Origin of the sequence: Amycolatopsis kentuckyensis (assembly GCF_002155975.1) — a bacterium.
Classification (GTDB): domain Bacteria; phylum Actinomycetota; class Actinomycetes; order Mycobacteriales; family Pseudonocardiaceae; genus Amycolatopsis; species Amycolatopsis kentuckyensis.
Genome location: NZ_MUMI01000027.1, coordinates 1 through 21,577, shown reverse-complemented (window position 1 = coordinate 21,577; position 21,577 = coordinate 1). Strand labels below are relative to the sequence as shown.

18 protein-coding genes are annotated in these 21,577 nt (G+C 72.5%); 4 read left to right on the top strand and 14 right to left on the bottom strand.

Translation table 11 applies throughout. The annotated features are described in order from the left end of the window. On the bottom strand, nt 1-1,152 hold a 1,152-nt coding region (locus tag CCN39_RS03130; protein ID WP_143263921.1), incomplete at its 3' end, for an ATP-dependent helicase. A gap of 226 nt (nt 1,153-1,378) precedes the next feature. Next, nucleotides 1,379-4,552, bottom strand: coding sequence for an ATP-dependent helicase (locus CCN39_RS03125; RefSeq protein ID WP_086838297.1), 3,174 nt, complete (start codon nt 4,550-4,552; stop codon nt 1,379-1,381). 172 nt (nt 4,553-4,724) lie between these two features. On the opposite strand from CCN39_RS03125, the gene CCN39_RS03120 reads away from it, so the two are divergent. Further along, nucleotides 4,725-5,048, top strand: coding sequence for an MGMT family protein (locus CCN39_RS03120; protein WP_086838296.1), 324 nt, complete (start codon nt 4,725-4,727; stop codon nt 5,046-5,048). A 28-nt stretch (nt 5,049-5,076) separates the two neighbouring features. Next, nucleotides 5,077-5,934 (top strand): siderophore-interacting protein, encoded by an 858-nt coding sequence (locus CCN39_RS03115; protein ID WP_086838295.1) that lies wholly within the window; start codon nt 5,077-5,079, stop codon nt 5,932-5,934. Nucleotides 5,935-5,960: 26 nt separating this feature from the next. Here the strand turns inward: CCN39_RS03115 and CCN39_RS03110 are convergent, their stop codons facing one another. Both CCN39_RS03110 and CCN39_RS03105 read right to left on the bottom strand, forming a co-directional pair. Continuing rightward, entirely contained in the window at nt 5,961-6,770 is an 810-nt protein-coding gene (locus CCN39_RS03110; RefSeq protein WP_086838294.1) for a uroporphyrinogen-III synthase, read from the bottom strand. Next, on the bottom strand, nt 6,763-7,731 hold the full coding sequence (locus CCN39_RS03105) for a helix-turn-helix transcriptional regulator (RefSeq protein WP_086838293.1): 969 nt from the start codon (nt 7,729-7,731) through the stop codon (nt 6,763-6,765). The genes CCN39_RS03110 and CCN39_RS03105 overlap by 8 nt, the downstream gene beginning before the upstream one ends. Nucleotides 7,732-7,794: 63 nt before the next feature. On the opposite strand from CCN39_RS03105, the gene CCN39_RS03100 reads away from it, so the two are divergent. Both CCN39_RS03100 and CCN39_RS03095 read left to right on the top strand, forming a co-directional pair. Continuing rightward, nucleotides 7,795-8,190, top strand: coding sequence for a DUF3224 domain-containing protein (locus CCN39_RS03100; RefSeq protein WP_167454963.1), 396 nt, complete (start codon nt 7,795-7,797; stop codon nt 8,188-8,190). Nucleotides 8,191-8,199: 9 nt separating this feature from the next. Then, a complete protein-coding gene (locus tag CCN39_RS03095; RefSeq protein WP_086838291.1) occupies nt 8,200-9,303 on the top strand; it encodes a DNA glycosylase AlkZ-like family protein in 1,104 nt (367 codons plus the stop codon). Nucleotides 9,304-9,420: 117 nt separating this feature from the next. Here the strand turns inward: CCN39_RS03095 and CCN39_RS03090 are convergent, their stop codons facing one another. The 10 genes from CCN39_RS03090 to moeZ form a co-directional block, all read right to left on the bottom strand. Next, nucleotides 9,421-10,083, bottom strand: coding sequence for a DUF4097 family beta strand repeat-containing protein (locus CCN39_RS03090; protein ID WP_086838290.1), 663 nt, complete (start codon nt 10,081-10,083; stop codon nt 9,421-9,423). A 92-nt stretch (nt 10,084-10,175) separates the two neighbouring features. Further along, nucleotides 10,176-11,279: a uroporphyrinogen-III synthase gene (locus tag CCN39_RS03085; RefSeq protein WP_086838289.1), complete on the bottom strand. Its 1,104-nt coding sequence runs from the start codon at nt 11,277-11,279 to the stop codon at nt 10,176-10,178. Further along, nucleotides 11,276-11,620, bottom strand: a complete 345-nt coding sequence (gene nirD / locus CCN39_RS03080; protein ID WP_086838288.1) for a nitrite reductase small subunit NirD — start codon at nt 11,618-11,620, stop codon at nt 11,276-11,278. Before nirD ends, CCN39_RS03085 begins: the two co-directional genes overlap by 4 nt. Beyond that, the gene (gene nirB, locus CCN39_RS03075; RefSeq protein WP_086838287.1) at nt 11,617-14,124 is read right to left on the bottom strand and encodes a nitrite reductase large subunit NirB; all 2,508 of its coding nucleotides are present in this window, start codon (nt 14,122-14,124) and stop codon (nt 11,617-11,619) included. The genes nirD and nirB overlap by 4 nt, the downstream gene beginning before the upstream one ends. A 1-nt stretch (nt 14,125) precedes the next feature. Then, nucleotides 14,126-15,520, bottom strand: coding sequence for a nitrate/nitrite transporter (locus CCN39_RS03070; RefSeq protein WP_086838286.1), 1,395 nt, complete (start codon nt 15,518-15,520; stop codon nt 14,126-14,128). Beyond that, on the bottom strand, nt 15,517-16,944 hold the full coding sequence (locus CCN39_RS03065; RefSeq protein ID WP_086838285.1) for an FAD-dependent oxidoreductase: 1,428 nt from the start codon (nt 16,942-16,944) through the stop codon (nt 15,517-15,519). The genes CCN39_RS03070 and CCN39_RS03065 overlap by 4 nt, the downstream gene beginning before the upstream one ends. Then, on the bottom strand, nt 16,941-18,989 hold the full coding sequence (locus CCN39_RS03060; RefSeq protein WP_086838284.1) for a molybdopterin oxidoreductase family protein: 2,049 nt from the start codon (nt 18,987-18,989) through the stop codon (nt 16,941-16,943). Before CCN39_RS03060 ends, CCN39_RS03065 begins: the two co-directional genes overlap by 4 nt. Before the next feature lie 195 nt (nt 18,990-19,184). After that, the gene (locus CCN39_RS50030; RefSeq protein WP_158104479.1) at nt 19,185-19,346 is read right to left on the bottom strand and encodes a hypothetical protein; all 162 of its coding nucleotides are present in this window, start codon (nt 19,344-19,346) and stop codon (nt 19,185-19,187) included. A gap of 305 nt (nt 19,347-19,651) precedes the next feature. After that, the gene (locus CCN39_RS03055) at nt 19,652-20,449 is read right to left on the bottom strand and encodes a TIGR02569 family protein (RefSeq protein WP_086838283.1); all 798 of its coding nucleotides are present in this window, start codon (nt 20,447-20,449) and stop codon (nt 19,652-19,654) included. 86 nt (nt 20,450-20,535) lie between these two features. Further along, on the bottom strand, nt 20,536-21,577 hold a 1,042-nt coding region (gene moeZ, locus CCN39_RS03050), incomplete at its 5' end, for an adenylyltransferase/sulfurtransferase MoeZ (protein WP_143263919.1).

Here is a 21,577-nt window from a genome sequence, read left to right as displayed (position 1 = left end):
GCGGGCGCGCAGCGGTTCGGCGATCGCGTTCGCGAGGTCGAGGATCTCCGGCGGGTTGCGGAAACTGGTCAGCAGCCCGAATTCGTGCGCGGGGACGAGCCGTTCGCCGTCGGAGCGCGGGAAGTCCGTGGTGAACCGGGGCAGGTTGGCCGCGCTGGCGCCGCGCCAGCCGTAGATGGCCTGCGCGGGGTCGCCGACGGCGGTGACCGGCATCGGCGGGTGCTCGACGCCGCCGAACAACGCCCGCAGCAGCACGCGCTGGGCGTGTCCGGTGTCCTGGTACTCGTCGAGGAGGACGGCGCCGTAGCGCTCCCGTTCCCCGCGCACGACCGACGGGTACCCGCCGGCCAGCTGGGCGGCGAGGGACATCTGGTCGGCGAAGTCGAGCGCGCCTTCGTTGCGCTTGCGGCGGTGGTAGTCGTCGACGAGCGGCAGCAGGGCGAGCCGGAAGTGTTGCGCTGCCATGATTTCGGTGAGCTTCTGCGGCAGCGCGGCCCGCTGTCCCTTGGCGCGCGGGGCGTTCTCGATGACGCGGCACAGCCATGACGTGTACTCGGCGAGCTGCTCGGTGGAGACGAGGTGCTCGCCCAGCTCCCCGGCCAGCGCGAGGAGGTCGGCGGTGACGGTCGGCGGGACGCGGTCGGTGTCGAGCTCGTTGTCCCAAGTGGACACGACGCGGTGCGCGATCTGCCACGACGAGGTCTCGGAGAGCAGCCGGACGCCGGGTTGGACGGGAAGGCGCAGGCCGTGTTCGGACAGCAGGCGGCCGGCGTAGGCGTGGTAGGTGAGGACGGTGGGTTCGCCGGCGACGACGGTGGACCGCAGGCCGCCGGTCGGGTCGAGGCGGTCGAGCAGGCCGGACCCGGCGAGGCGACGCAGGCGCGCGCGGACGCGTTCGCCGAGCTGGCGCGCGGCTTTCCGGGTGAAGGTGAGGCCGAGGACGCGATCGGGGCTGACGATGCCGTTGGCGACGAGCCAGACGACCCGCGCGGCCATGGTTTCGGTCTTCCCGGCCCCGGCCCCGGCGACGACGAGCGAGGGTTCGACGGGCGCGGCGATGACGGTGGCCTGCTCGGGGGTGGGCCGGTGCAGCCCGAGGGCATCGGCGAGTTCGGCGGGCTCGACGGGGTTGGCGATGAGGAGCGGGCTCACGGACACCCCTCGCGGCGCCCCGGTCCGGTCGCGACCTCAGGCCCGGCTGAACTCACCGGATAGTTCACAAGGCTCGCACTCGCCCGGCCGCGCGCAGCCAACGAACTCACCAGATAGTTCACAGCCTCGCCGTCCAGCCATCCCCGCGCCACCGCTGAACTCACCAGATAGTTCACAACCCCGCCACCCGGCCATCCCCGCGCCGCCGCCGAACTCACCGGATAGTTCACGGGCCCGGCACCTGCCGGCCCTCGGGGCGAAGCGGGCAGCACCCTCGCGCCGGGCAGCGGTCGCAGTCCGGGTTCTCCTGCGCCTGGTAGTCCGGCCCCGCCGCCGAGGCCGCCGCCTTCTGGACCAGCTCCAGCCACTGCTTGCCGCCCACCTCGTCGAGCGGCGGCTGCGACCGCTCCGTCGCCCCCGTCTTGTTGTTCGCCTTAGCCACGTACACCAGCCGCGCGCCGCCGGCCTCGGTGCGGCCTTCGATCGCCCCCAGCAGCACCGCCAGCTGGTACGCCGCCAGCTGCGGGTGCGCCTCGGCCTCCGCCCCGGACACCGGGACCTTGCCCGTCTTGATGTCCACGATCACCGGCCGCCCCTCGGAATCGAGCTCCACCCGGTCGACCCGGCCGCGCAGCAGCACCCGGACCTCGTCCTCGCCGCCCGCCGGCAGCTCGACCTCGATGTCCTGCTCGACCCCGGCTTCCTTGAGCTCCTTCCGGCTCTGCTCCAGCCACGTCGTGAAGTTCCGCAGCATCTGCTCGACCCGCCGCCGCTCCCGCCGCGAGAACCACGGCGCCCCGGCGTCGACGCGCACCCAGGCCTCGTCCAGCGCCGCCTGCAGCTCGGCGTCGGTGCTCCCCGACGCGACCGCCTGGGCGAGCCCGTGCACCAGCGTCCCCGTCACCGCCGCCAGCTGGGCCGGGTCGCTGCCGCCGTGGCGCTCGATCATCCAGCGCAGCGGGCACTTCGTCAGGATTTCCACTGTGGACGGTGAGATCCGGATCAGGTCGCCCGGCGGGTGCACCGGTTCGTCGCTGGACACCGGGAGCAGGCCGTACCACGTGGACGGGTGCGCGCCGGGCACGCGAGCGTCGGCCAGCCGGGCCAGCTGCTTCGCCGCACGGCGCCGCCGCGCGGGGTCGGCCTTGTCGTCGCAGACGACCTCGCGCAGCTCCCCCACCAGCTCGGCGAGCACCAGCGATCGGCCCGGCGGCTTCATCCGCGAGTCGAGCCCGCCGTCGTCGGCGCCGTTCTCCTCCAGGTCGTCGAGGAACCGGGACGGCTGCTCGTCCTCCCCCGACACCGCCGTGACCAGCAGTGTCTGCTTCGCCCGGCTCATCGCGAGGTAGAACAGGCGCCGCTCCTCGGCGAGGATCGGTGCGGTCTGGGAGACGGCGTCGTCGTCGACCCCGGCCATCAGGTCCTTGAGCCGCTCCACGCCCAGCACCGACCCGCGCAGCCGCAGGTCCGGCCAAGCGCCCTCCTGGACGCCGGCGACGGCGACGACCGTCCACTCGCGACCGGCGGCGGCGTGCGCGGTGAGCAGCGAGACACCGTCGGACGGGACAGCGGCCGGCGCCAGGGTGTCACCCGCGATCCGTTGCGCGCCAAGGTAATCCGCGAAAGAAGCGACGCTCGCCCGCGGCAGCCGGTCGACGTAGCGGCCCGCGGCGTCGAACAGCGCGACGACGGCGTCGAGGTCGCGATCGGCCTGCGCACCCAGCGACCCGCCGCGCTCGACCTGCTTCAGCAGCTTGTCCTGGAGCCCGCTTTCCCGCCACAGCTGCCACAGCACCTGCTCGACGCCTTCACCGCGCGCGACGGCCTGGTGCGTGACGCGCAGCAGCCCGCCGACGCGCCGCACCGGCTCGGCCTCGGCGTCGGCGAGCCCGGCCAGGATGTCGCCGCCACGCAGCGCTTCCACGAGCAGCTCGTCGCTCGACCGCTGGCCGCCGCCGGCCAGTTCGAGCCGGCGCAGACCGCGCCGCAACCGCCGCAGCGCCAACGGATCCGCGCCGCCGAGCGCCGACGAAAGCAGCATTTCCGCCAGGTCGACGTCGAGCAGCTCGGGCGCCGGCGCCAGTTTCAGCACGGCCAGCAGCGGCCGCACCGCGGGCTGCTTGGCCAGCGGGAGTTCCTCGGTCGCCGACCCGATCGGGACGCCGGCCGCGCGCAACGCCCGTTGCAGCACCAGGAAAGTCCGCGCGGGCGAGCGGACGAGCACCGCGATCTCCGACCACGGCACGCCGTCGACGAGGTGCGCGCGGCGGAGCTGGTCGGCGATCCAGCTCGCCTCGGCGGCGGGCGTCGGCATCACGCGGACCCGCACGTTCCCGCCGGTCGCTCCGCGAGGCGGGAGGATCTTGCGGTGCGGTGACGCGCCCGGCAGCGTCGCGCCGATCTTGGCCACCGCCAGCCGGACGGCTGGGGCGAGCCGGTGCGCCGTGGTGAGCGTGACCGTCCGGCTGCCGTCCGGGTCGGCGTCGGCGAACAGGCTCGCGTCGGCACCGCGGAAGGAGAACACGTTCTGGTCGGGGTCGCCGGCCACGACGAACTCGGCGGCGGTGTGCCCGACCATCCGGACCAGACTGGTCTGCAGCGGGTCGAGGTGGTGGGCGTCGTCGACGAACAGGTGCCGGACGCGGGTGCGCTCGCGTTCGCGGAGCTCGTCGTCGTCCTCCAGGGCGAGCAGCGCGGAGGTGACCAGCTCGGCGGCGTCGAGTGCGGGCGCGCTCGCCACGCCCAGTGCGTTGCCGCCGGCGCCCTGGAGCTGCGTGACTTCTTCGTACTGTGCCCAGAACTGCCCGGCGGCGATCCACTCCTCGCGGCCGCGGCGCCGGCCCAGCTCGGCGAGGTCCCCGGGGCCGAGCCCGCGCTCGGCCGCGCGCATCAGCAGGTCACGCAGTTCTTCGGCGAAGCCGGGGACCATCAGGGCGGGCCGCAGCTGCTCGGGCCAGTACTCGGCCTCTTCGTCGAGGTCACCGGCGAGGAGCTCGCGGACGACGACGTCCTGTTCGGCGCCGGCCAGCAGCCGCGGCGGCGGGAGCTCTTCGGCCATCGCCTCCAGCCGCAGCAGCGAATAGGCGTAGGAGTGCACAGTGCGGACGAGCGGCTCGCGGACGGTCCGGGGCAGCGGCCGCGCCAGGTCGGGGTCGGCGGTGAGCCGCCGGGTGATGTCGGCGCGGAGCGCGTCGGCGGACTTGCGGGACGTGGTGAGCACGAGGACGCTCTCCGGGTCGGCGCCCTCGGCGATGCGGCGGGTGGCGGCGGAGGCCAGCAGCGCCGTCTTGCCGGTGCCCGGGCCGCCGAGCACGCGGAGGAACCCGCCGGGTGCGGAGAGCACGCGCCGCGCGCCTTCGTCCCAGGTGAACGAGGGTGTGGCGGTGATCGGCGTGCGCACCAGCCGCGCGTCCGCCTGCGCCGTTCGCCTCCCGTTCACCCCGCGATGGAACCACGCCGGGTCCCCCGGGTGGTGCACCGGCACGGCTTAGCGGCGGTGCGTTCGGCGAAGGCGCCGCAGCGTGCGGTGGATGGTTGCGAAAAGTGTCGTACCCATCCGGCACAGTGTCGGTATGGACGACGTTCTGCACGAGCGCGTGCGGGAAATCATCGAGTCCGTGCCGGCCGGCACGGTCGCGACGTACGGCGACATCGCGGCCCTCGCGGGGGCGCCGTCGCCGCGGATGGTCGGCGCCATTCTGGCCGAGGACGGGCACGACCTGCCGTGGCACCGGATCCTGCGCGCGAACGGCACCCCGGCGCCGCACCTGGTCCACGACCAGCTGGAACGGTTGCGCGCGGAGGGCGTGCTGGCCGACGGCCAGCGCATCGACCTGCGGAAGTACCGGTGGAAGCCGGACGGAGAGGAGGACCACGAACCGGAAGGACTGTTCTGAACCGACGTCATTAGGTTAGCCTCGCCTAATGACAACCCAGCTGGAGCGTCCCGCCCTGACGTACCACCGGGCGCGGGTGACCGCCGTCCGGCCGGTCACGCCGCACCTCGTGCGCGTGACGTTCGCCGCGGAGACCTTCCGCGACGTGCCGGCCGGAGCGCCCGACCAGTACGTCAAGGTGTTCTTCCCGCTGCCGGGGCAGGAAGCGCCGGTGCTGCCGGAGACCGGCTCCGACGTCATGTCCTGGTACCGCACGTACCTGGCGATGCCGGACGACGTCCGCCCGCCGATGCGGACGTACACGGTCCGGGCCCACCGCCCGGAAGCGGCGGAGATCGACGTGGACTTCGTGCTGCACGGCGATTCGGGGCCCGCCTCGGCGTGGGCGTCGCGGGCGGCACCGGGTGACCGGGTGACGTTCACCGGGCCGTACGGGCTGTACGCGCTGCCCGAAAGCTGCGACTGGCAGCTGCTGGTGGGCGACGAGACGGCGCTGCCGGCGATCGGCGCGATCATCGAGCAGCTCCCGCCGGGCGCGCGGGCCTCGGTGTACGTCGAGCTGGCCGACCGCGCGGACCGGCAGGCGTTCGAGACGCGCGGAGCGGTGGAGATCCACTGGGTGCTGCGCGGATCGCGGCCGCTGGGCGAGGCGTTGCTGGAGGCGCTGCGCGGCGCGGCGTTCCCGGGCGGGACGCCGTACGCGTGGGTGTCCGGCGAGGCGGGCGTGGTGAAGTCGGTGCGGCGCCACCTGGTGCGCGAGCGCGAGGTCGGCAAGCGCCTGATCTGCTTCACGGGCTACTGGCGGCAAGGGATGAGCGAGGAAGCGGCCGGCCGCGAGGCGGTCCGGGCGGCGGAGGCAGGCGAGGTGCCGGCCGACGAGGACTGACGCCGCGGAGGCGGCCGAGGTTCCGGCTAGGCGTGCCCGAGCTTCGCGACCAGCAGCTTCACCAGCGCACCCAGGCGCTGGCGGTCCGGCTGCAGGGTCTCGACGCCCGCCGCCTCCAGTGGGGCCGCCGTCACCGGGCCGACGCACGCCACCACCAGCGGGCCGCGCAGGGCCGCCAGGAGCTCGTCATGGCGGCCGGATGTGCGGGCCAAGGTCAGGAAGTTCGCCGCCGCCGGGGCGCTCGTGAAGGCAAGCGCGTCCAGCTCGCCCGCCACGGCCGCGTCGATCAGGTCGTGCACCGGGGTCACGTCCGGCGGTGAATGCCAGCGGTACGGCTGCACCTCCACCAGGGAGGCGCCGGCCCTCACCAGCGGGTCCGTGAGCTCCGGCAGCGGTGTTCCGTGCAGCTGGACGGCCACCCGCTCGCCATCGACCCCGGCCGCGGCCAGCGCCCCGAACAGTTCCGCGTTCGACTCCGAAGCGGCCGAAAAGGACTCGCGCAGGCCGGCCCCGCGAACCGCGCCCACGGCCTTCGGGCCGCGGGCGTAGATCCGGGACTCCCCCAGCGCCGCCACGAGCCGATCGCGCAGGCCCCAGCCCGCGGCCGCCTCGAGCCAGCCGCGGCACCCCGCCCCCGTGGTGACCACGGTGAAGCCGACCGGCTCCGCCAGGACCGCCTCGGTGCCCGCGCGCAACGCGGGGTCGGCGTCCAGGGGCACGATGGTGATCGTCGGCGCGTGCCGGACCTCCGCGCCGTAGCGTTCGAGGGCCGCGATGAACTCGCCCGCCCGCCGCTCGGCCGTGACCCCGATGGCGATGCCGCTCAGCTCACCCATAGAACGCGCCCATCTCCTCGATCGCTTCCGCCAGCTCCGCCCGGAGGTCCGCCGGTTCGAGGACCTCCAGGTGCGGCCCGAAGCGCAGCAGCTCGCCGATGGCCGGTTCACCCGGCTCCACCGGCAGCTCCACGGTGAGCCAGCCGTCCGCGTCGGGCTCGTTCCGGCAGTCGCGCAACGCGCGGGCGCCGACGGAACCTGCGTAGAACGGTACGAGAGCCTGCGCCCGCGGCGAAAGGCGCACCACCGCGACGCGCGGGTACATCCGGCGCTCGAACTGCTCGGACCACTCCCGCCAGTACCGCGCGAGGTCGAAGCCGGCCGGCCGCTCGAACACCTCGCCGAGGTCGGTCAGCTCCAGCACCCGCGAAATCCGGTACGTCCGGTCGGTGCCGTCGCAGCGGCCGGCGAGGTACCAGTTGCCCGCTTTGAGGATCAGCCCGAGCGGCTCCAGGTCCCGTTCGACGACCCGCTGCCCCCAGCGTTCGTAGCGGATCCGGATCCGGTGCGACGACCACACGGCGTCCGCGATCGCCGACAGCGTGGGCAGGCTTTCGATGCCCCGGTGCCAGCCCGGGACGTCCAGGTAGAACCGATCGGCGACGCGGCCGGCGCGGTCGCGCAGCTCCGCCGGCAGCGCGGCGTACAGCTTGAGCTGCGCCGCCGCCAGCACCGTGCCGAGCCCGAGCTCGGCCGCCGCCACCGGCAGGCCCGCCAGCGACAGCGACTGGGCCTCTTCCTCGGTCATCCCGGTGAGCCGGGTGCGGTAGCCGTCGACCAGCCGGTAGCCGCCGGTCCGGCCGCGGTCGGCGTACACCGGGACGCCGGACGCCGAGAGCGCGTCGATGTCCCGGTAGACCGTGCGCACCGAGACCTCGAGCTCTTCGGCCAGCTCCTCGGCCGTCATCCGGCCGCGGTTCTGCAGCAGCAGGAGGACGGACAGGAGGCGGCTCGCGCGCATGGTTTTCAGTTTGGCAGAAATACCTGACACGAGCTGACAGGTATGCCCGGCAGGGTGGTCCTCATGAACGGATTCACGACGAAGAACTGGGAAGAGAAGATCGTCAGCGGCACCGAGGGTGGCCCTCGGGTGGCTTACGCGCACGCCACCTTCGCGTACGAAGGCGTCATCGAGGGTGAGTCGATCTGCGACCTTCTGCTGTACTACGCGGGCGAAGGGTACGAAAGCGGCGAGACGACGTCGCCGTGCTTCGAGCGCTTCGAGGGCAAGGTCGACGGTCGCGAAGGGACGTTCATCGTGCGCCACGAGTACACCTTCGACGCGAAGGGCATCGCCTCGACGTTCACCGTCGTCCCCGGCTCGGGCACCGGCGGGCTGGCCGGGATCACCGGCAGCGGCACCGCCGGCGGTGCCATGGGCGAGGACCCGGTGGGCTACACCTTCGAGTACGCGTTCTAGGAGCTGCCCGTGGACCGCCGTCAGGTACTCGCCTACCGCATCGCCGAGCACGGCCTGCACCGCTCGGCGAAGGACGTCGCGGATCTCGCCGTCGTCCGGGCCGGGCTGCAGGACAGCATGCGCGACACCGCGTTGCTCGCCCTCGTGGCCCGGCTCGACGGCCCGGTGCGGCCCGAGGACGACGAGCGGCTCGTCCTGGCCTGGACGTTGCGCGGCGCGCCGCACTACCACCTGCGCGCGGACCTGCCCGAGGCGATCCGGGCGCTGATCCCGCTCGACGACGCGGACGCGCTGGCGCGGATGTTGTGGCAGCGCAAGGAAATGACGGCGACCGGGCTGGCCGCGACCGAGGTGGTCTTCACCGCGGCTGGCGCCCTCCGGAAGGTCGTCACGAAGCCGATGACGAAGGGCGCGGTTTCGACGGCGGTCACGAAGGCGCTGCCACCGTCGTTCTCGCGGTGGTGCCGCGGCTGCAACGCGACCCACATCCAGGAACAGCTGATGCGCATCGCGACCCCGCACGCCGGAGTCCGCCTGGTCGCGGGGGCCTCCCCGGCGACGCTGGCGCCGCTGGAGGGCCGCGGCCGGTTGCGGAAGACCCCGGACCCGGCCGCGGCGACGGCGGTGATCGAGCGCTACCTGCGCCTCAACGGCCCGGCCTCCCCGGGCGACGCGGCGGAGTTCGCGGGCACGGCTCGCGCGGTGGTCGACCGGACGTGGCCGGCGGACCTGGCCGAGGTTTCGGTGGAGGGCAAGACCCGCTACCTGCCGGCGGACCGCCTCGAGGCGCTTTCGAATCCCCCGGAGCCGGACGTGGTGCGGCTGCTGCCACCGCTGGACCCGTTCATCCAGGCCCGGGACAAGGCCCTGCTGGTCCCGGACCCGTTGCGGCGCAAGGAGGTCTGGAAGATGCTGGGCAACCCGGGCGTCCTGCTGGCGGACGGCGACATCGCGGGAACGTGGCGCACGAAGGGCAGCGGCACGAAGCTGACGTTCACACTGACGCCGTTCGACCCGCTGCGCCCGGCGGTGCGCGAAGAGGCGGAGGCCGAGGCGGCCCGGGTGGCGGCGGCGCGGGGCTTCGAGAAGCACGCGATCACCTGGGCCGGCTGACCCACGCCCGCGGGGGCGCCCCCCGTTTTCCACGCTACCAGCGGGCACCGACAATTCCGGGCCTTCCCCAGCGCGCCAAGGCATCCGAGGTGGCCTTGGCGCGCTCCGGGACCGGCCTCACAGGCTGTGGGCGTCGATGTCCCCGTAGGACGTGGTCGCCTGGATGGTCAACCCCGCCGCACCCTCGTTCTTCAGCGCGTTGCGGATCCGCCCGTAGGTCGTCCCCGCGTCGAGCGAGGCCGAGACACCGGCCGCCGCGCCGACCGTGATGTTGCCTGCCTGGGTGCTCAGCACCAGGTTGCCGCTCGCCGCCTCGGCGATGTGGATGTCTCCCTTGCCCGTGGTGATCTCCGCCGGGCCCGCCAGGCGGCCGACCGAGACGTCACCCGCGTGGGCCGCCAACCGGAGGCTCGCCGCCTCGTCGAAGACCACCTCGCCGTGGGCGCCCGACACCGTCACGTCGCCGAGGGGACCGACGCCGCGCAGCTCCACGCTGGCGGCCTTGGCCTCGACCGAAGAACCGGCGGGCAGCGAAACGGTCACGTCGACCGCACCGGACGGGCCGAAGTACTGGTTCTTGGCCGCGAGCGAGACCCGCAGGACGCCGTCGTCGAAGGACACCGACGTCTCCGAGGCCGCCTTCACGTCGCGGCTCTTCGCCGGGTCGACGGGCAGAACCTGGACGACCGTGTCCTCCCGCGGGGAGGCGACGAACCGGACGCGGCCCGCGGGGATGTCGAGGACGGTGGCGATCGGGGCGGGGGTGGTGAACTTCTGCATCGGATTCTCCTTGGCTCGGTGTGTGAAACCACCTTCGCCGGACCCGCTGACACCGGAAGGCCACCGCCCTGACACGGCCGCTGACACCCCCGTCAGGCGTCGACAGCCAGCCGGTACCCCCGCTTCACCACCGTCTGGACCACCTTCCCGCCTCCCAGGGACGTCCGCAGCCGGCCGATCGCCGTCTCCACCGCGTGCTCCTCGCCGCCTCCCGGCAACGCCGAGATCAGCTCGCGGCGCGACACCACGCGGCCCGGGGATGCCGCCAGTGCGCGCAACAACGCCATCGGTGCCGGGGCCACTTCGCGCCACTCGCCGTCCACGATGGCCGCTTGGCCACGGAGCTCGATCGAATGTCCGCCCGCCCGCAGGCGGGGGGACCGGGCCACCAGGGTCTCCGCCACCGTCCGGGCCAGCGCGCCGATCCGGGCGCGGTGCGGCTGGACCGTCGGCACCCCCAAAGCCGCCAACGGTCCAGCCGTAATGGGTCCGACGCACGCGGCCACCACCGGGCCGGACAGCGCCGTGACGAGCCCCGGCAGCCGGCCCGTGCGCCGGGCCAGGGCGATGAGCGACGCCGCCGCCGGCGCGCTGGTGAACGGGAGTGCGTGGATCGAGCCGTCGAGGACGCCGTCCAGGAGGCGGTCCACCGGGCCCGGGTCGACCGGGCCGACCCAGCGGTACACCGGGATCTCGATCACCTCGGCGCCGGCCGCGCGCAGCGTGTCCACGAAGTACGGCAGCGGCTCCCCGTGCAGCTGGATCGCGATGCGCAGCCCGTCGACCCCCGACGACAGCAGGTGCTGCAGCAGTTCCGCGTTGCTTTCCGACGCCGGTGAATACGACTCCGACAGCCCGGCCGCCCGCAGCGCGCCGGTCACCTTCGGACCGCGCGCCAGCAGTGACGCCGTCGAAAGCCGCGAAAGCAGGGAATCCCCCAGTCCCCAGCCCTCGGCTGCCTCCAGCCAGCCGCGGAAGCCGATGCCCGTGGTCGCGACGACCGCGTCGACCGGCGAGGAGAGCAACGCGGTGGTCGCCGCGTGCAGCTCCCGGTCATCCGTCAGCGGCACGATCCGGATCGCCGGGCCGTACCGGACGCTCGCCCCCTTGCGCACCAGCAGCGCGCCGAGCTCGTCAGCCCGGCGCGCCGCGGTGATGCCGATCACGAAACCGGCCAGTGGGAGCACATCGCTCACGGGCTCTCCACTTCGACGACGCCTTCCCGCACGCGCACCTCGTACACCGGCACCGAGACGTCCGAAGCATCCAGGCACTGGCCGGTTTCGAGGGCGAACCGCTCCTTATAGACCGGCGAGGCGACCACCGGCACGCCGTCCGCGTCGCCGACGATGCCGCGCGAGAGCACCGCCGCGCCGCTGCACGGGTCCCAGTTGGACAGCGCGTACCACCGGTCGCCGGGCAGCCGGAAGATCGCCACCTGCACGCCGCCGTCGAGCAGGGCCGCCACCCCGGCGTACTCGGGCACCGCGCCGACGGGGCAGACCGCCGTCCAGGTTCGTTCGATCGACGTCGTCATCGGCGCACCTCCGGGACTCCGAGCATCACAGGCACTTTCTGCTGCCGCTCTTCGCGGAACGAGATGGCCGGGTCGGGCGCGCCCGGCGCGTTGACGAACGAAGTGAAGCGGGCCAGCTTCTCCGGGTCCTCCAGGACGCCCTTCCACTCGTCGGCGTAGTTGTCGACGTGCTTGGCCATCGCCGCGTCGAGGTCTTCGCAGATGCCGAGGGAGTCGTCGACGATCACCGCGCGCAGGTGGTCGAGCCCGCCCTCGAGCTCCTCGATCCAGGGCGCGGTCCGCTGCAGCCGGTCGGCGGTGCGCACGTAGAACATGAGGAACCGGTCGATCGTGCGGATCAGCGTCTCGGTGTCCACATCGGACACCAGCAGCTCGGCGTGCCGCGGGGTGGTGCCGCCGTTGCCGCCGACGTAGAGGTTCCAGCCGTTCTCGGTGGCGATGATGCCGAAGTCCTTGCTCCGCGCCTCGGCGCACTCCCGGGCGCACCCGGACACCGCGGACTTGAGCTTGTGCGGCGAGCGCAGGCCGCGGTAGCGCAGCTCCAGCTCGATCGCGAGCCCGACGCTGTCCTGCACGCCGTAGCGGCACCACGTCGACCCGACGCACGACTTCACCGTCCGCAGCGCCTTGCCGTAGGCGTGCCCCGACTCGAACCCGGCGTCCACCAGCCGCCGCCAGATCAGCGGCAGCTGGTCCACCGTGGCGCCGAACAGGTCGATCCGCTGGCCGCCGGTGATCTTGGTGTACAGCCCGAAGTCGCGCGCCACCTCGCCGATCACGATCAGCTTGTCCGGCGTGATCTCGCCGCCGGGGATCCGCGGGACGACCGAGTACGTGCCGTTGCGCTGCAGGTTCGCCAGGTACCGGTCGTTGGTGTCCTGCAGGGTCATCTGCTCGCCGCCGAGCACGTGCCCGTTGCCGAGGGTGGCCAGGATGGACGCGACCGCCGGCTTGCAGATCGCGCAGCCGCTGCCCGAGCCGTAGCGGCCGATCAGCTCGCTGAACGTGGTGATCCGGGTGGCCTGGACGATCTCGAACAGCTCCGCGCGCGACTGCGGGAAGTGCTCGCAGACGGCCTTCGACTGCTCGACACCGGCCGCGCTGAGCAGCTTGCCCAGCAGCGGGACGCACGAGCCGCAGGCGGTGCCCGCGCGGGTGCACGCCTTCAGCTTCGGGACGGTGTCGCAGCCCTCTTCGTGGATGGCCTGGGTGATCGCGCCCTTGGACACCGCGTTGCACGAGCAGATCTGCGCCGCGTCGGGCAGCGCGTCGACCCCGACCGCGGCACCGCCGCCGGCCGGGGCGAGGATCGCGCCCGGCTCGGCCGGCAGCGGACGGCCGACCAGCGCGCGCAGCGTGTTGTACTCGGTCGCGTCGCCGACGAGCACGCCGCCGAGCAGCGTCTTGCCGTCGTCGGTGACCACGAGCTTCTTGTACGTCCCGGCGACCGCGTCGTTGACGGCGACTTCCAAAGCGCCTTCGGTCGTCGCGTGGGCGTCACCGAAGGAAGCGACGTCGACGCCCATCAGCTTCAGCTTCGTGGACGTGTCCGGCTCCGGGAACGTCCCGCCGCCGCCGGTGAGCTGCGCGGCGACGATCTCCGCCATCGCGTAGCCGGGCGCCACGATGCCGTACACCTTGCCCTCGACCGCGGCGCACTCGCCGATCGCGTAGATCGCCGGGTCGCTGGTGCGGCAGGAGGCGTCGGTGAGGACACCGCCACGCGGGCCGAGGTCCAGGCCGGACTGCCGGGCGAGGTCGTCCCGCGGCCGGATGCCGGCGGAGAACACGACGAGGTCGACGTCGAGCTCGGTACCGTTGCCCAGCTTGGCCAGCAGCCGCGAGCCGTCGGCTTCGATGGAGCTGGTGGACGTTCCCGTGTGGACGGTGACGTCCAGCGCCGTGATCATCCGGCGGAGCATCGAGCCGCCGCCCTCGTCGACCTGCAGCGGCATCAGCCGCGGCGCCATCTCGACGACGTGCGGGGACAGGCCCATGTCCCGCAGCGCCTTCGCGGCCTCCAGGCCGAGCAGGCCACCGCCGATGACGACGGCCGAGCGCCGGCCGCGGCCCGGCTTGTCGACCGCCGCCGCGCGGATCGCGTCGAGGTCCTCGATGGTCCGGTAGACGAAGCAGCCGTCCAGGTCGTGCCCGGGCACCGGCGGCACGAACGGCCGCGAGCCGGTGGCCAGCACCAGAGCGTCGTACGAGACGACCGCGCCGGACGCCGTGGTGACCGTGCGAGCGTCCCGGTCCACCGACACCGCCAGCTCACCGAGGCGCAGGTCGACGTGCGAATCGTTCGCGTAGTCCGAGCCCGGGAGGGCCAGTGTGGCCGGGTCCCAGGTGTCGACGTAGGAGGTGAGCGCCACCCGGTCGTACGCCGGGCGCGGCTCCTCGGACAGGACGACGATGTGCCAGTTCCCCGAAGGGTCTTCCGCGCGCACCGCCTCCACGAGCCGGTGGGCGACCATGCCGTGTCCGGCGACGACCAAGGTGGGCATCTCAGACCTCCGCTCCCGCGAGCGCCAGACCGCGCTCACTCGTGGGCTGTTCGGCGGGCTTCCGCAGGTAGACCGCCCAGGTGACGGCGAAGCAGAGCCCGTAGAAGACGAGGAATCCGACGAAGGCGGGGACACCGCTCTTCGCGTCGGCGAACGACTGCCGGAAGGCGAGGTTGATCAGCAGGCCGCCTTCGGCACCGATCGCGCCGGCCAGGCCGATCAGCGCGCCGGACAGCCGCCGGGCCTTGAGCAGCTCGGCCGCCTCCTCGGCGCCGTTCGCGATCGCGATCTTGGCCTTGGCGCGGAAGATCGCCGGGATCATCTTGTACGTCGAGCCGTTGCCGATGCCGGCCAGCACGAACAGCACCACGAACGCGACCGTGAACAGCACCAGCGACTTCGAGGTGGAGGCCAGGATCAGCACGACCGTGGCCGCCGCCATCCCGATGAAGGTGGCGAAGGTGACCTTGCCGCCGCCGATCCGGTCGGACAGCCAGCCGCCCATCGGCCGCGAGAGCGAGCCGAGCAGCGGGCCGAGGAACGTCACCGCGGCCGCCTGCAGCGGGGTGCGGCCGAACTGGTTCTGCAGCACCAGGCCGAAGGCGAAGCTGTAGCCGATGAACGAGCCGAACGTGCCGATGTAGAGGAACGACATCACCCAGGTGTGCGGCTCCTTGACGACCTCGCGCATCGCCTTGGTGTCGCCCTTCATGCTGGCGAGGTTGTCCATGTAGAAGTACGCGAGCACGGCGGCGACCACGATCAGCGGGATGTAGACGTAGAGCACCAGCCGCGGCGCGGTCGCGCCCGCCGTGCCGATCACCAGCAGCCCGACCAGCTGGATCGCCGCGACGCCGAGGTTGCCGCCGCCGGCGTTGAGGCCCAGCGCCCAGCCCTTGTGCTTTTCGGGGTAGAAGGCGTTGATGTTCGTCATCGACGACGCGAAGTTGCCGCCGCCGACGCCGCCGAGGGCCGCGACCAGCAGGAACGTGCCGAGCGACGTGCCGGGGTGCAGCACGATCGCGGCCAGCGTGGCCGGGATCAGCAGGAGCACGGCCGACACGACCGTCCAGTTGCGGCCGCCGAACTTCGCCACGGCGAAGGTGTAGGGCAGCCGCATCAGGCCGCCGATCAGCGTCGGCGTCGAGACGAGGAGGAACTTGTCGGCGGCGGAGAAGCCGTAGTCCTTGCCCATGAACAGGACGATGACCGACCAGAGGGTCCAGATCGAGAAGCCGATGTGCTCGGCGAAGACGGAGAACCAGAGGTTGCGGCGGGCGACCTTCTTGCCCGTGGACTCCCAGAACTCTTCGTTCTCGGGTTCCCAGTGTTCGATCCAGTGCTTTCCTTGGTGGGCCACGGCGTGCTCCTTCGTGCGGCGGTTCAGGTCGGTCATTGCGCGGCGAGCCAGTTCGCGATGCCGCCGACGGTGTCCGTGCACCCGCCGCATCCCGTCGTCGCTCGCGTGGCCCGCGCCAGTGCGGGAGTGTCGGTCGCCCCGGCCTTCCAGGCCTCGATCAGCCGGCCCTTGGTGACGTTGTTGCAGCGGCAGATCACCGCCGCGGCGGGCAGGTCGGCGGGGCTGGCCGCCGGGGTGCTGCCGCTGGGCAGCGCGCGGCCGAGCAGGACGGCGAGCCGGTCGTCCGGCAGCAGCGTCCCGCGGTCGTGGAACTGGGTGATGGTCGCGGCCGCGTCGGGCAGGCCGAGCAGGATCGCCCCGGTGACGCGGTTTTCGCGGACGACGAGCTTGCCGTACCGGCCGCCCGTCGGGTCGTTGAAGGTCAGCACCTCGGCGCCGTTGTCGGATGCTTCGAGCTGGGTCTCGCCCAGTGCGGCGAGGTCGATGCCGCGGGCCTTGAGCCGGGTCACGGCGGTCGTACCGCGGTAGCGGGCGGCCGCGTTCGTACCGGTCAGGACGTCGGCCAGGACCGACGCCTGTTCCCACGCGGGCTGGATCAGCCCGGCCGGGGCGCCGGGGTGGCGGGCGCAGTCGCCGAGAGCGTGGATGCGGCCGTCGCTGGTGCGCAGGGTGTCGTCGACGAGGATCCCCATGTCGACGTCGAGGCCGGCTTCGACGGCCAGGCTGGTTTCGGCGCGGACGCCGGCGGCGACCACGACCAGGTCGGCCGGGACGAGGCTGCCGTCGTCGAGCTTGAGCCCGTCGCCGGGCAGGTAGCGGGCGGCGGTGGCGCCGAACTTGAACGTCACGCCCATGTCGGTGAGCTGCCGGGCCAGTACGTGCCCGGCGGCCGCGTCGAGCTGGCGTTCCATGACGTGCCCGAGCGGGTGCACGACGGTCACCTGGTTGCCGCGCCCGGCCAGGCCGCGGGCGGCTTCGAGGCCGAGCAGGCCGCCGCCGAGCACCGCGACCGGCGCGCCGAAGCGGGCGGCGTCGAGGATCTTGGCGCAGTCGTCGAGGCTGCGGAAGGCGACCACCCCGGGCCCGGCTTCGAGGCCTTCGACCGGCGGGATCCACGGGTTGGCGCCGGTGGCGAGGACGAGGGCGTCGTAGTCGACGGAGGATCCGTCGCCCAGCTCGACACAGCGCTTCTCGCGGTCGATGCGGGCGACGTCGACGCCGAGCCGCAGGTCGATGTTGTGCCGCTGAGCCCACTCGTCGTCGTGCAGGCGAACGCTTTCGGCGCTCATCCCGCCCGCGACGACGGCGGACAGCAGCACCCGGTTGTAGGCGGCGTGCTTTTCGGCGCCGAGCACGGTGAGGCGGACCCGCTCGGCGATGGGGTCGCGGCGACGGATCTCGTCCGCGAGCCGGGCTCCGGCCATGCCGTAGCCGACGATGACGACTTCACGAGGGCTCACGCGGCACCATCCACAGTAGACAGGGAAACGGCACACACCTTGAACTCCGGCATCCGGGAGACCGGGTCGAGCGCCGGATTGGTGAACAAGTTGGCGCGCTGCTCACCAGGGAAGTGGAACGGGAGGAAGACCAGGTCGGGCTTGAGGCTCTGGACGAACCGCACCTTCGCCACGGTCTCGCCGCGCCGGGAACGGATCCGGGCCGGGTCACCCTCTTCGAGTCCGGCGCGCTTGGCGGTGTCCGGGTGGACCTCGACGAACACCTCCGGGACGACGTCGTTGAGCTCGCCGATCAACCGCGTCTGCGCGCCCGACTGGTAGTGCTGCAGGACGCGGCCGGTGGTGGCCTGCAACGGGAACTCCTCGTCGGGCAGTTCGGCCGGGCCGGTGTGCTCGACCGGCACGAACCGCGCGCGGCCGTCCGGGTGGGCGAAGGAGTCGAGGAACATCCGCGGGGTACCGGGGTGGTCGTCGGCCGGGACCGGCCAGTGCAGGGCCTCGCCCGCGCGCAGCCGGTCGTAGCTGACGCCGGAGTAGTCGGCGATGCCGCCCTTCGACGCGATCCGCAGCTCTTCGAACACCGTCTCGGCGTCGGCGGGGAACCGGTTTTCCGGCTGCCCCAGCCGTTGCGCCAGTCCGTGGAGGACGTCGAGGTCGGACCGGACGCCGACCGGCGGGTCCAAGGCCTTGCGGCGCAGCAGGACGCGGCCTTCGAGGTTGGTGAGCGTGCCGTCCTCTTCGGCCCACTGCGTGACCGGCAGGACGACGTCGGCCATGGCGGCGGTCTCCGACAGCACGAAGTCGGCGACGACCAGGAAGTCCAGCGAGGCCAAGCGGTCCTGGACGCGCTGCGAGCGCGGCGCCGAGACGACCACGTTGCTGCCGAAGACCATCAGCGCCTTCGGGCCGTTCTCCTGGCCGAGCGCTTCGAGCAGTTCGGTGGCCGAGCGGCCGGGACCGGGCAGGCTTTCGGCGTCGACACCCCAGACACCGGCGACGTACTCGCGGGCGGCCGGGTCGTCGAGTTTGCGGTAGCCGGGCAGCTGGTCGGCCTTCTGGCCGTGCTCGCGCCCGCCCTGGCCATTGCCCTGGCCGGTGAGGCAACCGTAGCCGGACCCCTTGCGGCCGGGAAGGCCGAGGCTCAGCGCGAGGTTGATCCAGGCGCCGACGGTCGCGGTGCCGGTGGCGTGCTGCTCGGTCCCGCGGGCGGTGAGGACGTAGGCGTTGCGGGCGGCGGCGAGCTTTTCGGCGGCCAGGCGCATGTCGGCGGCCGAGACACCGGTGACGCGTTCGGCGCGCTCCGGCCACCAGCTCGCGGCGATCCGCCACATCTCGGCGAACCCGCTGGTCCGGTCGTCCACATAGGACTGATCGAGGTGCCCGCCTTCGACGACGGCGTGCAGGATTCCCAGCGCCAGCGCGAGATCCGTGCCCGGCGCGGGCGCCAGGTGCAGGCTGGCCAGCTCGGCGGTCGGGGTGCGCCGCGGGTCGACGACGATCAGGTCGGTGCCGCGCAGGTGCTGGGTGAACGGCGGCATCGTCTCGGCCGGGTTCGCCCCGGCGAGCAGCACGACGTCGGCGTTCTTGAGATCCGTGACGGGGAACGGCATCCCGCGGTCGGCCCCGAACGCCTTGATCCCGGCGGCGGCCGCCGAGGACATGCAGAACCGGCCGTTGTAGTCGATCTGCGAGGTGCCGAGCGCGACGCGGGCGAACTTGCCGAGCAGGTAGGCCTTTTCGTTGGTCAGCCCGCCGCCGCCGAAGATCGCGACACCGTCCGGACCGTGTTCACCCTGGATCTCGGCGAGCCTGCGGGCGACGTGGTCGAGGGCGAAGTCCCAGCTGACCGGCTCGAACGCCCCGTTCACGCGCAGCATCGGCGTGGTCAGGCGCTTCGGGCTCGTGAGGAGGGAGCCGGAGGTCCAGCCCTTCTGGCACAGGCCGCCGGCGTTGACGGGGAAGTCCCGCGGCGTGACGCGGGCGCCGTCGAGGCTCATCCCGCACTGCAGGGCGCAGTACGGGCAGTGGGTGTCGACCTGCGGCATCGGGCACCTCCTCGGCGTTTCGGGCTTGCCCTGACGCTAAGGAGGCCTTGTTAACCGGATTCGACCGAATGTTTCAGGCAGTTGACATTGCGGCGATGTTTCCGGCGCCCGCCCGGTGAGATCGCCGTCCATCTGCCGGGAGTCCGGAGGTCAGCGGCGCTTTGCCCGAGATGACCGGCGATCTTGCGACGTCGGTCACAAGCGGCCGCAGCCGTCCTGCTCGAACAGCCGCCGCTCGAACCACCACTGCCCGTCGTTGAGCGGATCGGGCAGCGTCGCCGCCGCGAACCGCCGGTCGATCCGGGACAGCGCGACGCCGACCAGCGCCCGGTCCCGGCGCGGCAACTCGTCCAGCACCCTGGCGAGCATCCAGCGGGTGCCGACGGGGATCGGCGATGGGATCGGTCGAGGCCGGCAGTATCAACCGGAACGGCGGCCGGGTGCCTTCCTCCCAGTCCTGGAGGTAGCCGGCAACGGAACCGGGCCGCAAACCGGCGGCTGCTTCGGCGAAGGCGAGCTGCCGCATGGCGCGGCGGGAGACGTGAGGGATCTTGACCGGCGGCGGGCCCGCGAATTCGAGTCGCCGGGCATGGCGCAGGCTTCCGGGGCGCCTACGCGGCATGGCCCTTTCGGTAAGTGGTCATGCAGCCATCATGCCGGAATCACAGGATTCCCGACACCTCGCGCGCCGCGGCACGCAGGCCGTCCAGCGAGGCCTGCGTCGACCTCGGGTTCAGCGCGTTCGACGCCAGCCGGAACAGCACCGCGCGCAGCAGGAGCTGGGGCCACTCCGGCAGGTGTGCCCAGCGTTCGAGCAGGTCACGGCCCGCGCCACCCCAGGCGAGCGCGTCGACCGCGACGATCGCCGCGCCGTACTCGCCCGGGCGGTAGTACGGCACGAAGTCGACGAGGCCGGGGCTGGAATCGCCGTCGAACAACAAGCCGGCCAGCAGCTCGCCGTGTGCCACCTGTGCAGGCAGGCGGATCGGGCGGCGGGCGCCGGTGAGGACCTCGAACCAGCGGCCGCCCTTCGTCTCTTCCAGGGGGACGTCGAGTTCCTCCCAGGCGACGCGGTCGGCGATCGCGTCGACGTCGGTGCGCGTGTCGAGGAAGTCCGGGCGGGGGAGGCCGACCGTCGCCCGGTGCAGTTTCACCGCCGCCAGCACCGACGCGTCGCCGCGGTGCTCCGGCGTCCCCGGGACGAACCGTGCCGCCGTCCAGCCGCCGACGATCCAGCGGCCGTCGGTGGACCGGACCGGCTTGCCGACCCGCAGTCCCGGCTCGCGGACGTAGTCGAGCGCGTGCGCGGTCCAGAGCGTCCGGGCCTTGTCGGTGACCGGCTTGAGCACGAGGTCGCCGCAGTGCCACGCCGTCGAGTCCGGCAGGCGTTCACCGCCGTCGGCGGGGCCGCCGAAGGCCGCGCAGACGTGCGCCGGAGGACGTTCGAGGGTTGACCGCACGAGGCGTGACGTTACCCGGCCGGGTGTTCCACGAATGAGAAGACGCGCTGCTCACGCACGGTTTCCCGGCCGGGAAAAACACACTGTCAGTAGGTCGGCAGGCTCGGGTCGATCTGCTTCGCCCAGGCGAGCACGCCGCCGCCGAGGTGCGTCGCGTCCTTGAAGCCGGCCGCGTGCAGGGCGGCGAGGGCCTCGGCGGACCGGGCACCCGACTTGCAGTGCAGGACGATCGGCTTGTCCTGCGGCAGCTCGGCCAGCGCCTCGCCCGAGAGGATCCGGTCCTTCGGGATCAGCGTCGCGCCCTTGATGTTGACGATCTCGTACTCGTGCGGCTCGCGGACGTCGATCAGGGCGAAGTTCTCGCCGCTGTCGAACTTGGCCTTGAGCTCCGCCGGGGTGATCGTGCTGCCGGACGCCGCCGAAGCAGCCTCGTCCGACACCACCCCGCAGAACGCCTCGTAGTCGATCAGCTCGGTGATCTTCGGCGTGTCCGGGTCCTTGCGGATCTTGACCTCGCGGTACTTCATCTCCAGCGCGTCGTAGCTGATCAGGCGGCCGAGCAGCGGCTCGCCGATGCCGGTGAGGAGCTTGATCGCCTCGGTCACCATGATCGAGCCGATGGACGCGCACAGCACGCCCAGCACGCCACCCTCGGCGCAGGAGGGGACCATGCCCGGGGGCGGCGGCTCCGGGTAGAGGTCGCGGTAGTTGAGGCCCTTGCCGTTCGGCGCGTCCTCCCAGAACACGCTGACCTGGCCCTCGAACCGGAAGATCGAGCCCCAGACGTACGGCTTGCCCAGCAGCACCGCGGCGTCGTTGACCAGGTAGCGCGTCGCGAAGTTGTCGGTGCCGTCGACGATCAGGTCGTACTGCCCGAAGATCTCCAGCGCGTTCGACGAGTCGAGGCGGTCGGTGTGCAGGTGCACCTTGACCAGCGGGTTGATCTCCGCGATCGACTCCTGCGCGGACGCGGCCTTGAGCTTGCCGACGTCGGACTGGCCGTGGATGACCTGGCGCTGCAGGTTCGACTCGTCCACGACGTCGAAGTCGACGATGCCGAGCGTGCCGACCCCGGCGGCGGCCAGGTACAGCAGCGCGGGGCTGCCGAGGCCGCCGCCGGGGTCGGCA